This window comes from Facklamia sp. P12955, from assembly GCF_050409565.1.
GTDB lineage: Bacteria > Bacillota > Bacilli > Lactobacillales > Aerococcaceae > Facklamia.
In genome coordinates, this window is record NZ_JBNUPF010000001.1 from 82,604 (window position 1) to 94,874 (window position 12,271).

17 protein-coding genes are annotated in these 12,271 nt (G+C 33.7%); 3 read left to right on the plus strand and 14 right to left on the minus strand.

Annotated elements, in window-relative coordinates; translation table 11 throughout:
* Positions 1-90: 90 nt before the first annotated feature.
* Entirely contained in the window at positions 91-573 is a 483-nt protein-coding gene (locus ACQV2G_RS00435) for a hypothetical protein (RefSeq protein WP_428872744.1), read from the plus strand.
* Positions 574-615: 42 nt separating this feature from the next.
* Here ACQV2G_RS00435 and ACQV2G_RS00440 read toward each other — a convergent pair whose 3' ends face one another.
* Positions 616-1,515 carry a magnesium transporter CorA family protein gene (locus ACQV2G_RS00440; protein WP_428874900.1) on the minus strand — a complete coding sequence of 300 codons (900 nt, stop codon included), beginning with the start codon at positions 1,513-1,515 and terminating at the stop codon, positions 616-618.
* 223 nt (positions 1,516-1,738) lie between these two features.
* On the opposite strand from ACQV2G_RS00440, the gene ACQV2G_RS00445 reads away from it, so the two are divergent.
* The gene (locus ACQV2G_RS00445; protein ID WP_428875778.1) at positions 1,739-3,046 is read left to right on the plus strand and encodes a ClC family H(+)/Cl(-) exchange transporter; all 1,308 of its coding nucleotides are present in this window, start codon (positions 1,739-1,741) and stop codon (positions 3,044-3,046) included.
* Positions 3,047-3,135: 89 nt separating this feature from the next.
* Here the strand turns inward: ACQV2G_RS00445 and ACQV2G_RS00450 are convergent, their stop codons facing one another.
* Positions 3,136-3,462 carry a hypothetical protein gene (locus ACQV2G_RS00450; protein ID WP_428872741.1) on the minus strand — a complete coding sequence of 109 codons (327 nt, stop codon included), beginning with the start codon at positions 3,460-3,462 and terminating at the stop codon, positions 3,136-3,138.
* A gap of 193 nt (positions 3,463-3,655) precedes the next feature.
* On the opposite strand from ACQV2G_RS00450, the gene ACQV2G_RS00455 reads away from it, so the two are divergent.
* The gene (locus tag ACQV2G_RS00455; RefSeq protein WP_428875779.1) at positions 3,656-4,051 is read left to right on the plus strand and encodes a helix-turn-helix domain-containing protein; all 396 of its coding nucleotides are present in this window, start codon (positions 3,656-3,658) and stop codon (positions 4,049-4,051) included.
* Positions 4,052-4,105: 54 nt separating this feature from the next.
* On the opposite strand, the gene ACQV2G_RS00460 is transcribed toward ACQV2G_RS00455, so the two are convergent.
* From ACQV2G_RS00460 to ACQV2G_RS00515, 12 genes are all read right to left on the minus strand, one after another.
* The gene (locus ACQV2G_RS00460) at positions 4,106-4,729 is read right to left on the minus strand and encodes an ABC-2 transporter permease (protein ID WP_428872739.1); all 624 of its coding nucleotides are present in this window, start codon (positions 4,727-4,729) and stop codon (positions 4,106-4,108) included.
* Between the two features lies 1 nt (position 4,730).
* Complete coding sequence (locus tag ACQV2G_RS00465; RefSeq protein ID WP_428875780.1) at positions 4,731-5,594, minus strand: ABC transporter ATP-binding protein; 864 nt, start codon at positions 5,592-5,594, stop codon at positions 4,731-4,733.
* Positions 5,594-5,971, minus strand: coding sequence for a GntR family transcriptional regulator (locus ACQV2G_RS00470; protein ID WP_428872737.1), 378 nt, complete (start codon positions 5,969-5,971; stop codon positions 5,594-5,596). The genes ACQV2G_RS00465 and ACQV2G_RS00470 overlap by 1 nt, the downstream gene beginning before the upstream one ends.
* Positions 5,972-6,092: 121 nt before the next feature.
* Positions 6,093-6,500, minus strand: coding sequence for a GNAT family N-acetyltransferase (locus ACQV2G_RS00475; RefSeq protein ID WP_428875782.1), 408 nt, complete (start codon positions 6,498-6,500; stop codon positions 6,093-6,095).
* Positions 6,501-6,539: 39 nt separating this feature from the next.
* Complete coding sequence (locus ACQV2G_RS00480; RefSeq protein ID WP_428875783.1) at positions 6,540-6,776, minus strand: hypothetical protein; 237 nt, start codon at positions 6,774-6,776, stop codon at positions 6,540-6,542.
* Between the two features lie 96 nt (positions 6,777-6,872).
* Positions 6,873-7,148 (minus strand): hypothetical protein, encoded by a 276-nt coding sequence (locus tag ACQV2G_RS00485; RefSeq protein ID WP_428872732.1) that lies wholly within the window; start codon positions 7,146-7,148, stop codon positions 6,873-6,875.
* Between the two features lie 10 nt (positions 7,149-7,158).
* Positions 7,159-8,286, minus strand: a complete 1,128-nt coding sequence (gene hemW, locus ACQV2G_RS00490; RefSeq protein ID WP_428874905.1) for a radical SAM family heme chaperone HemW — start codon at positions 8,284-8,286, stop codon at positions 7,159-7,161.
* Positions 8,287-8,390: 104 nt separating this feature from the next.
* Positions 8,391-8,654: a barstar family protein gene (locus ACQV2G_RS00495; protein WP_428872727.1), complete on the minus strand. Its 264-nt coding sequence runs from the start codon at positions 8,652-8,654 to the stop codon at positions 8,391-8,393.
* A gap of 13 nt (positions 8,655-8,667) precedes the next feature.
* Positions 8,668-9,210: a ribonuclease domain-containing protein gene (locus tag ACQV2G_RS00500; protein ID WP_428872726.1), complete on the minus strand. Its 543-nt coding sequence runs from the start codon at positions 9,208-9,210 to the stop codon at positions 8,668-8,670.
* A 361-nt stretch (positions 9,211-9,571) separates the two neighbouring features.
* Positions 9,572-10,504, minus strand: a complete 933-nt coding sequence (locus ACQV2G_RS00505; RefSeq protein WP_428874906.1) for a metal ABC transporter solute-binding protein, Zn/Mn family — start codon at positions 10,502-10,504, stop codon at positions 9,572-9,574.
* The gene (locus tag ACQV2G_RS00510; RefSeq protein ID WP_428874907.1) at positions 10,501-11,340 is read right to left on the minus strand and encodes an iron chelate uptake ABC transporter family permease subunit; all 840 of its coding nucleotides are present in this window, start codon (positions 11,338-11,340) and stop codon (positions 10,501-10,503) included. The genes ACQV2G_RS00505 and ACQV2G_RS00510 overlap by 4 nt, the downstream gene beginning before the upstream one ends.
* Before the next feature lies 1 nt (position 11,341).
* Positions 11,342-12,073, minus strand: a complete 732-nt coding sequence (locus ACQV2G_RS00515) for a metal ABC transporter ATP-binding protein (protein WP_428874908.1) — start codon at positions 12,071-12,073, stop codon at positions 11,342-11,344.
* Positions 12,074-12,271 lie beyond the last annotated feature (198 nt).

Below are 12,271 nucleotides of genomic sequence, written 5' to 3' on the forward strand. Positions count from 1 at the left end.
GATTATCGTTCCTTTTCTTATAAATGTTAATAGCTTATTGCTTTCAAGAATGGTATAGTTATTTTAAGGCAAAATTTAAGGAGTGATCTTTTGAAAGACATTGTATCCATACTCTTGACTATCGCTTTAATCGCTGGTAGTAGTTATCATTTTTATAAAAGAAGTCGCAATCTTTTTGTAGAAGTAACTCAAAGCTACTGGATTTGGACTCAATTAATAACCATCGGTTTGTTAGTTTGGATTGGTTTTCAATTTGCAACTAGTAGGTGGCATTATTTATTGATTGCTTCAGCCATTCTTTATTTTATCTCGGGCCCATTAGCTAGAGGTATCTCAAAAAATGATTTTTCTATTTTCAGAGGAACTTTATCCGTAATGATTCCAATTTCTTTTGCAAAGGTCGATCGTGTTGTTTTAACTAGAGATCTTAAAAAAAACCGTATCAATTTATTAGGAAAAGCCAATAAGCAGTATTTTGCCCAATCTTTTCCTTTAAATGATGAAGGCAAACTAATCGCCCATTTAAAAGAAGCAAATATTGAAGTAGATGTTCAAGATGTTACACGTCCTTAAAGTAAAGTCAGACAATCATTGTCTGGCTTTTTGGAAGCTTAATTATAAATAATCTTTAGATTTTAACCAAAACACAACAACGATACTGATTATTAAGCTTAATAGAATTGTCATAAAAAATCCCGCTTCGCTATTTGCAAACGGAAGTGGTACATTCATTCCCCACAGTCCTCCAATAATTGTCGGAATCGTAAGAATAATCGTAATCGAGGTCAAAACTTTCATTACATTATTCAAATTATTGGAAATTACATTCGAGAATAGATCACTTAATTGACCGGTGATTCGCATCCCTTCATTAACCATTGATTCGGCCTGATACGACTCAATCAAGACATCATGCATTAAAGACTTCAAAGCAGGCACAGACTGAAATCTTTCATCCTGACTAATTTTTTCCAGAATTATTCGATTATTATGCACGGCTGTTTTTATATATGCCAAGCTTTTATCAAGTCTCATAAGACGGTAAAGTTCTTTATTTTGAGAAGAATACTCAATATCTTTTTGCATGTCTTCAATTTCTTCATGCACCCAAGCTAAAACTTTAATGGTTTCGTTTTGAATTTTCCAAAAAACTTTCATTATCATCTCTTCATAGCTTAATTGAATATTTCGATCAAATTGTTTAAAAAGATCTGAAAAATACTGAGGATCTTCATTGAGACTCACAAAAAGCTGGTCTTCCACTTTTACTAGCGAAATAGCTCGTGTCTTGTATTCGCATTCTTCCAAATTATTAGATTGTGGTAGTAGGTACTGTAAAACGACTAGGTAAGTCGAATGCCCTTTGATATTAACCCCATCTTCTATACGCGCTATTTCAAAAGGATCGTTGACGCTTGTAAGGTAGTCGTTAGGAATTTTTAACTTTCCACAGATATTCTCCAACTCTTGCTCGGCTAACCCTTGAAATAATTGCCAATGAACATCTTTCACCATCTATTCAGTCTCCTTTAAATTGTTTAGAAATTTCATTTACTTGGTTTAAATTGCTCAAGAATGCTCTTTTTTATATTCAAACTATTTAATCGTTGACCCCACTTTATTATAAGTGAATTTTCACTTCAAATACTATTATATCACTCGCTAAATGTATAACCTTCAATTAACAAGCACTTGTCAAAAAAAATAAGATGCCCTAGAATAAAAAAGGAGGTTTTTTATGAAAAACACTTATACTTCAATCAAAACGCTCTTGCTCTGCGCCCTTACCGGATTAATAACTGGCTGTGTAATAGCAGCTTTTAATCTTCTTATCAATCATCTTGCAAATTTTTCATACTCCTTCTTATCACTCTCGCATCAAAATATAACAAATCTTATTATTTATGCTTTGTTTATGCTAGGTCTGGGATTTTTTACCGCCTTTAGCTTAAAAATGGAACCAGCTATCGGAGGGTCAGGTGTCCCACGAATAAATGGCCTTCTTCACAAGCATTTAAATCAAAATGGGCTCACCGTTTTAATTTACAAATTTTTTGGTGGAATTGCTGCTATTGGCTCCGGCTTAACTCTAGGAAGAGGAGGCCCATCTATTCAAATCGGCTCTACTATCGGGCAAGTTGTGAGTAAGTTTTTTCATAGCGATTCTTCTATCAGTCGTTACCTAATAGCTGGTGCAGCAGGAGGAGGAATGGCGGCTACTTTCAATGCACCTTTATCAGGGCTATCTTTTATCTTAGAAGGTTTATTCTATAAAACAAGTAGGCAATTATTTATTTATGCCGGTATAATCGTGCTGCTTGCTAATCAGACAGCTAATAGTATTTTAGGAAATCAACCTTCTATTATTCTGCTTAGACAAGCAGAACTTCCAGATAATTTATTGATAACTTGTCTTGGTTTAGGGCTTATTACGGGTCTTTCTGGTGTATTGTTTAATTGGATAATAATCCAGGGAAAAGGTCTTTCACAGGTTTTAGCAATTCCTCAATGGCTAAAATCAATCCTACCTTTTATATTAACCGCTATTATACTCTATTTTGACCGTAATTTATTTGGTTCTGGAGCTAATTTAATAAGTTTCCCAATCGGCGCGAACCCTAATCCTAACTACCTATCTTATTTATATTCAATGAAGATATTATTATTAGCATTCGCTTTTTGTTCAGGCATACCCGGTGGTATCTTTTTTCCATTATTATCTATTGGAGCTATATTAGGTAATCTCTATGGCAGTTTATTATACAATTTAGGATTGATTCCCTCTGACCTTATCATCTATCTTTCTTTATTTGCAATGAGTGGACATTTTGCTGCAATTGTCAGAGCACCCCTTTCTGGTATTTTTTTAATTCTTGAAATGACAGGTGTTTCTCTCCCATGGTTATTTCCTATCACCTTGGTTACTTATCTTAGCTACTTAGTCGCTGAGTTACTAGCAAGTCCTCCCATTTGTGAAAGCCTACTTGATCTGATATTACTTAATCAAACTCACTTCAATCATACAAAAAAGTCTGTTCCTCAATAAAGAGAAAACAGACTTTTTATATTACATGGTACATTTAAGGGGACCCCACTATGTTTGCTCAGTTTAAACGAACTATTCGTTTTAATGGATTAGTGATACTCTTTCCACAATAAATAAACTAAGGCAACAAAGAAGAGTAAGCCTGATACCTGCCATATAACATAGTTCATAATTGAAGCAATAACTAATTTACCAAAATCTTTACCTAGAGGGTAAAATCCTAAAAATTGGGTATCTGCGGTTGACCTCAAACGTTCTTTTAAAATATAAATAATTAACATAATAGCTAGTGGAAATAGAATGAAATTACTTAAAGCATCAAAGCCATTAATAGCAAAATAAATAAAAGAAGCAACAAAATTATAAATCCAAAAATTCTTTTCAACACTTTGCACATATATATTTAGTGGGATCATATTCATCTTCCTTTCTATGGTTTAATTATACTATTTTAAGCTTTCAAGCTAATCAGACTTAGGACCTAAAAGAAAAAGAAGCCATTATTTTTTTTATTCAACCACTCCTTGCGACTTTGCCAACTATAGTTGCTAGATAAGCAGCTAAGTCTTTTGATAAAATTAAGGAAAGTTTAAATAGGAGGAATTTATTATGACTATTGGTGAGCGTATTCAAACTTTAAGGAAGAAGCAAGGCTTGTCTCAAGAAGAACTGGCAAATAAAATTGATGGCTCGCGACAAGCTATTTCTAAATGGGAAAGTAATCAAAGTAATCCAGATCTCAAAAACATTGTAGCTTTGAGTGAAGTTTTTAAAACTTCAACAGACTCCATCCTAAAAGATAGTCTAGGCGATTTTCAAGCTTTTCAAAGTAACAATCCACTCTTTATTCTAGCCTTTGCCTTAACTTTTTTCATTTTAGTTGGCGTTTGGGCTTATTCAGCGAACCGTTTTCGTGAGGATGAGATCTTTTGGATGGCTTTCTTGTCTGCTATAGCTGGGGGAAGTTTAGGGTATATTGTACACAAGAATCGTAAAAATCAATAGAAAGACAACATTTAAGAAAAATCTTTAATGTTATCTTTCTTAATGAAACTCGCTTTAAAAATCTTTTTTGCTATAAGATCGAGCAGCTAATATGTAAGAAAGACTGAGTGATAGAATGATATAAACAGACAATGGCATGAGTAGTTCTTGAAAAGAAAATTGATTGGAAAAATTGGTAAATGGAGCAAATAATGGTTCATTTAGAGTTCCTTCACTTTTAGCTAAAAAAAAGAAAAAATAGAAAGACATTAAACTACATATTTGGTAAAAAAATTTACCAATAACATAATATGCAAAGTATGAAAATGAGATCGAACCTATTGAATAAGTAAAGGCAATTAAAACTTCATTAGGAGAGTAGGCCTTGAATTCGGGTAAAAGATAATTTGGTAAAATAAAACTAATAAAAAATAGCGTCCCCATCAAAATAGTGTAAACATATTTAGCTAAGACGATTTTTTCAGCCTCAATAGGTAAACTATTTAAAAGCACTCCCGATTTCTTAAAATTTTCCTTTTCATTCATAATTAGTGGGTACCAAACTGTCAAAACAACGGGACAAATGATTGGAATTTGAAATGAATCGGATAGAACACATCCCACAAAAAATATAGCCATAAAAATCAGTAAATTTTTTTTAGAATTTAAAATAAATTCTTTATGGATTAAAGCCTTCATACTATCTCCTTTCATCAAATAAATTAACCATTATCTCTTCAAGATTAGCCGGATCAATAATCACTTGTTCTCCAAATAATTCTTTAAATAGCTCATAGTTTGACGAAAGGCCCTCAAATCCGACTGATGTTTCTCGGCAATTAATTAATTGGCTCCTGAGCTCGTCGTCTAAAATTTCTTTAGGTCCCTTCACTAACCTGTATTGGTTGAGGAGATAATCTTTTTCTTTATTAATAATCAGTTCTCCATAATGAATCATTGCAATATGATCAGCTGTTTTTTCTATATCTGTCATAATATGACTTGAGAAAAAAACAGACTTTTCAGAGTCTTGGATATAGTCAAACAAAATATCTAAAACTCTATTTCTTACGATAGGATCCAGCCCAGAAGTTGGCTCATCAAGAATAATCAACATAGGATCATGTGATAAGGCAATGGCTAAAGAAAGCGCTACTTTCATACCCGTTGAGAGTTCTTCTATTTTTTTAGCTTTTGATAATCCAAATGATTGGGTGTAAGACCAGTAGGTTTCCCAATCCCATTTTTTATAAAAAGGGGCGATCATTTTTCCCGTTTCTTCGACTGTTAAGTGATCATAGAAATAATTTTCCGCATAAACAAAGCCTATCTCTTCCTTAATAGCTACCACATGCTTTTTAAGATCCTTACCAAAAACTTTAATCGATCCACTTTCTGCTTTCATAAGTCCCATAATTAATTTTATGATCGTGGTTTTTCCAGATCCATTCGGTCCCACAAAACCAGTCACATAACCTTTACGAATCTTTAAATCTAAGTTGTTAATTGAGAAATCAGTAAATGTTTTTGATACTTGATTCATTTCAATCACAAATTCTCCCATTATTTACCCTCCTTATAGATCCTTTCCACCAATACTTTTATTTCTTCCAAACTGAGGTCAATCATCGCACTTTCTTCAATCAGATTTTTAATTAATGCTTCCATTCTTTTTAAGTATTTCCTTCTAATGAAATCATGGTCTTGCTCAGCTATATAGGTACCTTTCCCGACCACTGAAGTTACATAACCTTCTCTTTCAAGGTCTTCATAAGCTCTTTTGGTCGTTATTACACTGACTTTTAAGTCTTTTGCTAAGCCCCTTACCGAAGGAAGTAAGTCTCCTTCTTCCACATCCCCATTTAAAATGGCTTGGATAATCTGTTCTTTTATCTGTTCATAAATAGGCTTGGGATTTAACTTAGATATTAAAATGTTCATTGATTCACCTCACCTTAGTTGTTGTGTATATATACAGTATATACACAACGGTTGTTTTTGACAAGTTTTTTCCATAAAAAAAGCCTCCATTCTTATAATAAAGAATTGGAGACTTAGACTTTTATTTCATATAGGTTACTAACTGATACTCGTCTGTTCTAAATAAACCATTTTTCTTATAAAAACTTTGTGTTTTATCAGTATCGTCAGTCATCAATATAATTTGCCGCACCGCTTGGTATTCTTTTAATATCTTCTGCAATAACTGACTACCAATACCTTGTCCTTGATAATCTTCAAGTACTAAAATATCTTGAATATAGATAATGGTTAGCCCATCCCCTACTACACGTGCTAGGCCAATTAGTTGATCACCCTCCCAAGCTGTCCAAACTTTTAAGCTGTTTTGGATAGCTTTTTCTAAAAGCTCTGGTTCTTTAGTATAGGCTGTCCAACGAACATTTTCATAAAGAGCTAAAATTTGCTCAAATGGAAGCTGAACATCTTCTTTAATTTCTATTTTATTCATTAAAACCCTCCTTTAAATTATTAAACTTGAGAAAGTAATTTAATTTAACAACGAAAAATAGTCCTCACAAAACTGATTCCATTGGACTTGATATTCATCATGTGTCAAAACTTTTAAATCATAAGGTGATAATATGTCACGAGCTATTGCCTCTTTGACAAAATATTCCAAACCCTCATCAGCAGCTGTTTCATAAACTTGAATCGTTTTAAAGCCATTTTCTACAGCATAAGCCAAACGGCTATGCCCGTCTAAAGAGACCCATCTCTTGTTCATTTTTGTAACTGGTATGATGATATCTGTCTGTTTTCTGATAAAAGATGAAATAGCCTGCAATTTGTCCTTATCTACATAGAACTGCGAAGGCTGAATTTAACGAAGTTCAAGTTGAAACAATTTCTGCGGAGGATATTGTTTGATAATCTTATCATTCAGGTCAATAAATGTATCAATAGGCTCAGCATAAAAGCGAAAAGCTTCAATTAAAGCTGGAAAATGATTGGCCTCTTTTCCTAGCACTCGGGCCGTATGTCCATTGATAATATGGACACTATAGGGCTGGTTATCAATCAAAAAGGCTCCGTGCTGACTTAAGACTTCCTCATTAAAGCGGTCATCTAGATAATGATTGACCCGTTTAACTTCCAATATACCCCTCCTATAAAATATCCAAATAAAATTGATTCCCAATATCTAAGCCTTTCTCAGTAAACCAGATACCCTGGTTATCGTAATCTATCAAGCCTAACTTTTTATGTTTAGACAGGACTGCTTGGTACTTGGTTAAAAAATCAATACCAAAGCGCTGATTAATTTCACTAAATTCAAACCCTTTTAATAAACGTAGGTTCAACATAATATATTCCTTTTCGCGATCTTCCAAAGAAAGCTTTTCACTGATCTGAATAGGATATTCGCCTTGATCAATCATGCCGTAGTAATCATCAAAACGTCTATGATTAACAAAACGCACGAAATCAATATTAGAAGAAGCTCCTAAACCAATTCCTAAATAATTCTTCAACTGCCAGTATTTTTTATTATGGCGACTTTCAACATCACCTTTGGCAAAGTTGGAAATTTCATATTGGTGGAAACCATGTTTTGTCAGTTCTGATTGGATATAATGGTACATTTCTCTTTCAATTTCATCGTCTAAAACGCGCATCTGTCCAGTTAACACCCAACGCTGAAAAGGTGTGTTCTCTTTAATCATTAGGGAGTAATAAGAAATATGATTAAGCGGTAATTGCATAGCTAATTCTATGTCCCTTTTTAAAACATCCATGTCCTGTTTAGGGTTAGCAAACATCAAATCAATTCCCAATTTCTTAACACCTAAGTCTTTTAATAAAGCAATCTTTTGATAGACTGTTTCACGATCATGTAAACGCCCCATCATTCTTAAGGTTGCATCATCAAAGGACTGGACTCCCATAGAAAAGCGATTAAACCCATATTTTAAATAGGTTTTTACTTTTTCTTCCGTGACAGATTCGGGATTCATTTCAATCGAAATCTCACAATCTGAAAGAATCACAAAATGACTCTGGATGGCTTCCATAATCTTAACCATCTGTTCAGCTTCTAAATAAGAAGGTGTTCCGCCACCAAAATAAATTGTGTCTAATTGATAGTTTCCACTATAAAGAGCCATTTCTTTAATTAAGTAGGTAACGTATTCATCCATTCTCTCTTCCATATCCACAAAGGTTAAAAAGTCGCAATAATGGCATTTCTTTTGACAGAAAGGGATATGTATATAGAGTCCAATTGTTTCTTGCATAGCTTCTCCCACCTTTAATTCTCTCATTCTACTATAACGAGTTTGATTTAAATTTAATAGTACTTATTCTTAAAAAAGAGAAGACGATTGCCTTCCCAAATACTCTACCAATGAAGAGTCACTTGATGTTCCATTTCAATTGAAGCATCCCCAAACAAATCGAGCAACCAACGGCCATAATCATTGAGTTGGTCCAAAATTAAACGCGCACGGTATATTTCAATCTCTAAAGGACGGCTATCTCCTAGGACATCCCATAAAGCATCTAAATTATGACCCGTGTAGTGGGGCAAATTTAATCGATCAATCAAATAGCAATAAGTCGTCTCCTTGTCTGTAAAGGCTTGGCCATCTAATATAATTTTCATACTCTTCATCCTTTCAATAAAGCTGCTTAAAACTATCATAATGATCGTCAGTGTAATAAATCAGCCCATCATTAGAATACACGATTCGTTCAGATCCACGATGGTGACTGTACCCTGCTTGAATATCAGCTTCATAGTATTGCCTTCCTTTTTTCTTAGGTAATTTACCCTCTCGATTGCCAAATCGATTGCCACCAATCACATAAATCGGATCAGCAGTTGACCAGTTTTGCTTAGTTGCCTCTTCCTTAGTTATATAATTAGCTGGCAATCGATTATATTGATGAATATAGGCAGCGACTTGTTCTAGATTATAATAAAACGCTTCTTCTTGAACGACCTCGCTCGTGTTTTCTTGGTTAAGCCATGGATCTGTTTCAACTTTTAATTCTGTAAAACCCTCTCGGCTTGTTTTACTGGAATCACTTGCTAACTGTTCACTGACTGGTTCTTCAGTGAATTCTTGCAAAAACTCTTCAACTTGTAAGCAGCCACTTAAAGAGATGGCTAGAAAAAGTATTAATAAGCTTAATAAATAGTTACATTTCGTTTTCATGCATTCCTCCAAAAATATTTCAGCAACATATAGATACTAGCATACTTTTCGCATATTTATTCTTTTTATTTAAGAGTTAAAGTTTTTTAATTATCGGTAGATTCTGGATTACTTTCAGCAAACACCACCACATAGATCTTGATTTTTGCAAGACAGGATATATTTGCTACTCATATCCAATTACCATATAAAAAACGGTCGAGTATAAATACTCAACCGCATTTTATTCTCCCTATAATATAATCTACCGAACACCTCATGCATCCGATGAACGTGTATAAGTAGAATGTTTCTTAATTTCTAATATATCCTAAGCTCTCCCTAAGATAAATGTAGTTAGTTCTTTTAGCAAATCTTATAATTATTCCGTTTCAAGAATACCACTCACAATATGGTCAACATTCCATTTGATCATTGTGATGTATGTATCTCCTTCTTCGCCTTCATTTGCTAATGAATCTGTAAAGATTTTCGATTTAACAGGAATTCCTGTTTCTTGAGAAACTGTCTCCATTGTTTTAGGATTGATTGATGTTTCAACAAATAAGGCTTTCACATCACGCTCATTAATAATATCTAAGATACGCTTCATTTGGTCAGGTGTTCCTTGATTATCTGTATTGATTTCCCAAATATAAGCTGCTTCAAAGCCATAGGCCTTAGAAAAGTATTTAAAAGCTCCTTCTGAAGTAACTAAGATTCGTTGATCTTCTGGAATTTTAGCAATTTCATCTTTTGCATATTGGTCTAGATCTTCTAATTCTTTGGTATAAGCTTCTTTATTTTTTAGATACTCTTCTTTATGCTCTGGATCAGCTTCAATTATTTTTTCAGCAATAAGATCAACATATTTAATGCCATTTTGTACGTCTAGCCAAGCATGAGGATCTTGCTCATTTTCTTTACCTTCAGCTGTTAAATGCATAGGTTCTACTTCTTCAGTCACCGCAAAAGCTACATCTTTTTTATCAGTTACATCAAGTAAATCATCAAACCAACCTTTTCCTGTTTCGAGGTTAAATCCGTTATAAAAAACGAGATCAGCTTCAGATACTTCTTGAGCATCTCCTGGTAACGGCTCATAGCTATGAGGGTCTGTTCCAATTGGCACTAAACTATAGACTTCTCCATGTTCTCCAACGATATTCTTAACCATATCAGCGATGATTGAATAACTTGCTACGATTTTTAGGCTTTTATCTTCAGCGGCTTGGGCTTTTACCCCCCCTCCAATTCCTGATAAGATAGTAGATAATAATAGAGTCAATGCAATAAATTTTTTAAATATTTTCATGATACTTTTTCCTTTCTAAAAAAATTGTTTTTTGGTGAAGCAAAAAATGAAATTAAGAAAACTAGTGAACCCAACAAGACAATTGCTGAACTCGTAGGCAGATTATTTTGGAAACTTATATATGTTCCGATTAGTCCCATTGAAGCTCCAATTATTGAGGCTAATAGAATCATATGGATTAGTTTATTTGTCCATAAATAGGAAGTCGCAGCTGGTATAACTAACATAGCAATAACCAACACAATTCCTACTTGGGAGAGTGAGGAGACAGTTACAACGGACAACATAAGCATTAATAAATAATGATAGAAATCCGTATTGAGTCCATATGCTTTCGAAACAACAGGATCGAAGGATGAAATTAATAACTCTTTATAAAAGAGACTTACAATAATAATCACAGCAACGAGTACCCAAAAAGATTGTTCTAACTCAGAATTCGGAACCGCTAAAATATTACCGAACAAGACGTGATTTAAATCGATTCCACTTCGTGCTTGACTAATTAAGATAATTCCTAAAGCAAAAAATGAACTTAAAATGATGCCAATCGCAGTATCACTTTTAATGTTAGATTTTTTTGAAATATATTGAATGAGAACAGCAGCAAAAATCCCAAAAAGCGATGCTCCAAACAACATATTAATACCAAACATATAGGAAAGAGCTACCCCAGGTAATACCGCATGCGATAATGCGTCTCCCATCAAGGCCATCTTTCTTAAAACAATAAAGCTACCTATAATTCCAGACACTACCCCTAAAAAAATTGCGGATAAACCTGCATTAATAACATAGGAAGGTAGGTCAAAGAGTTGAGAAAACACTTCTGTCATTTTAATCACCTAACCCTTTTATTTGAACATTTCCTAATGAGCCTCCGTAGGCTGCTTGAATATTCGCATTAGTAAACACTTCTTTAACTGCTCCCTCAGCGATGACTGATTTATTTAAAATTAAAAGTCGATCAAAGTATGATTGCACCTCATGAAGATCGTGATGGACCACTAATACCGATTTTCCATCACTGCGCAATTGCCTCAAGATATCCACAATAATATTCTCACTTTTGAGATCAATCCCAACAAAAGGCTCATCTAAAAAGAAAACTTCTGCTTGTTGAGCCAGTGCTCGAGCAATAAACACCCTTTGTAGCTGACCACCAGATAGATTACTAATTTGTTTTTTTCGAATATCCTCAATCACTACTTGCTCCAAACAGTAATCCACAATTTCTCTTTCCTTCTTACCTGGTCTTTTAAATAATGGTAAATTAGGGTAAGTTCCTGTTAAAACAGTATCTTCAACTGTAATGGGAAAAGTTAAGTCTAAGTCACTTTTTTGAGGAACATAGGCAATTTTTCTTAATTTATTTTTAATGTCCTCGCCATTATAAGTCACTTTTCCACTGCTAGGAATAATTCCTAACATTGCTTTCATTAAGGTTGATTTTCCAGCGCCATTCGGCCCTATAATACCCTCACTGTATCCAAATGGGATATCAAGGTTCACATCGACTAGTGCTTTGTGCCCAAAATAATCAACATTCAAATGTTTAATTTGAATCATATATATATACTCCTTTCTTCACTAGTAAGAGTGTACACTATTTTTTAACTTTAAGCAATAAATTATTTAGGAGGGTCTAATGTTTTTGTTTTGTGATTGCTATATCATAATTTTGTTTGGTGAAAAACTATTTTAGTCTAGTTAATTGTAGTTGTGTTATACTAAATTTACTAAGAAAATTCACTAAGAAAGACTAAG